Raw genomic sequence first — 2,027 nt, 5'->3', positions numbered from 1 at the left:
ACATAGCCTTCTCCGTCCCCCCTTCGCAGTAACACCAAGTACAGGAATATTAACCTGTTTCCCATCGACTACGCCTTTCGGCCTCGCCTTAGGGGTCGACTCACCCTGCCCCGATTAACGTTGGACAGGAACCCTTGGTCTTCCGGCGTGCGGGTTTTTCACCCGCATTATCGTTACTTATGTCAGCATTCGCACTTCTGATACCTCCAGCAACCCTCACAGGCCACCTTCAACGGCTTACAGAACGCTCCCCTACCCAACAACACATAGTGTCGCTGCCGCAGCTTCGGTGCATGGTTTAGCCCCGTTACATCTTCCGCGCAGGCCGACTCGACCAGTGAGCTATTACGCTTTCTTTAAATGATGGCTGCTTCTAAGCCAACATCCTGGCTGTCTGTGCCTTCCCACATCGTTTCCCACTTAACCATGACTTTGGGACCTTAGCTGGCGGTCTGGGTTGTTTCCCTCTTCACGACGGACGTTAGCACCCGCCGTGTGTCTCCCGTGATAACATTCTTCGGTATTCGCAGTTTGCATCGGGTTGGTAAGTCGGGATGACCCCCTAGCCGAAACAGTGCTCTACCCCCGAAGATGAATTCACGAGGCGCTACCTAAATAGCTTTCGGGGAGAACCAGCTATCTCCCGGTTTGATTGGCCTTTCACCCCCAGCCACAAGTCATCCGCTAATTTTTCAACATTAGTCGGTTCGGTCCTCCAGTTAGTGTTACCCAACCTTCAACCTGCCCATGGCTAGATCACCGGGTTTCGGGTCTATACCCTGCAACTTAACGCCCAGTTAAGACTCGGTTTCCCTTCGGCTCCCCTATACGGTTAACCTTGCTACAGAATATAAGTCGCTGACCCATTATACAAAAGGTACGCAGTCACACCCGAAGGTGCTCCCACTGCTTGTACGTACACGGTTTCAGGTTCTTTTTCACTCCCCTCGCCGGGGTTCTTTTCGCCTTTCCCTCACGGTACTGGTTCACTATCGGTCAGTCAGGAGTATTTAGCCTTGGAGGATGGTCCCCCCATATTCAGACAGGATACCACGTGTCCCGCCCTACTCTTCGAGTTCACAACACATGCGTTTTTGTGTACGGGACTATCACCCTGTACCGTCGGACTTTCCAGACCGTTCCACTAACACACATGCTGATTCAGACTCTGGGCTGCTCCCCGTTCGCTCGCCGCTACTGGGGGAATCTCGGTTGATTTCTTTTCCTCGGGGTACTTAGATGTTTCAGTTCCCCCGGTTCGCTTCGTTAACCTATGTATTCAGTTAACGATAGTGTGACGAATCACACTGGGTTTCCCCATTCGGAAATCGCCGGTTATAACGGTTCATATCACCTTACCGGCGCTTATCGCAGATTAGCACGTCCTTCATCGCCTCTGACTGCCAGGGCATCCACCGTGTACGCTTAGTCGCTTAACCTCACAACCCGAAGATGTTTCACTTCTGATTGCGAAAATTTGAGAGACTCGAACACACCTTTTATCTGTTCTTATTACGGAGAACAGACACAGTGTGTCGTTTCAATTTTCAGCTTGATCCAGATTTTTAAAGAGCAAAACTTCGCAGTGAACCTTTTCAGGTACACTCTGAAGTTTTCTTGGGTTGTTGCAGTAAAGATGGTGGAGCTATGCGGGATCGAACCGCAGACCTCCTGCGTGCAAAGCAGGCGCTCTCCCAGCTGAGCTATAGCCCCATCGTAGTTAAAATCTCATCAACCTTAATTTCCGTTGAGGCAAGGCGTGGTGACACGAAGCATACTTAAAGTATGTGAGTGTCGCCGCAACGCAGCATCAGCAGAAATTTGGTAGGCCTGAGTGGACTTGAACCACCGACCTCACCCTTATCAGGGGTGCGCTCTAACCACCTGAGCTACAAGCCTGCAGAGATTTTCTTACTGCTAATTTTCATCAGACAATCTGTGTGAGCACTGCAAAGGTCGGTTCTTTAAGGTAAGGAGGTGATCCAACCGCAGGTTCCCCTACGGTTACCTTGTTACGACTTCACCCC

Annotated in this window: 2 tRNA genes and 2 rRNA genes; all 4 read right to left on the bottom strand. The window is 51.0% G+C overall.

The features are described 5' to 3' along the window. Positions 1–1,439, bottom strand: a 23S ribosomal RNA gene (locus tag KQJ18_RS23710); the annotation flags it as partial. A 198-nt stretch (positions 1,440–1,637) separates the two neighbouring features. After that, a tRNA-Ala gene (locus KQJ18_RS23705) sits at positions 1,638–1,713 on the bottom strand. 109 nt (positions 1,714–1,822) lie between these two features. Continuing rightward, positions 1,823–1,899: transfer RNA gene (locus tag KQJ18_RS23700), tRNA-Ile, on the bottom strand. Between the two features lie 71 nt (positions 1,900–1,970). Continuing rightward, positions 1,971–2,027 (bottom strand): 16S ribosomal RNA (locus tag KQJ18_RS23695); the annotation flags it as partial.

This window comes from Citrobacter sp. S55_ASV_140 (assembly GCF_018919505.1).
GTDB lineage: Bacteria > Pseudomonadota > Gammaproteobacteria > Enterobacterales > Enterobacteriaceae > Citrobacter > Citrobacter werkmanii.
This window is presented reverse-complemented; position numbering and strand designations above follow the sequence as displayed.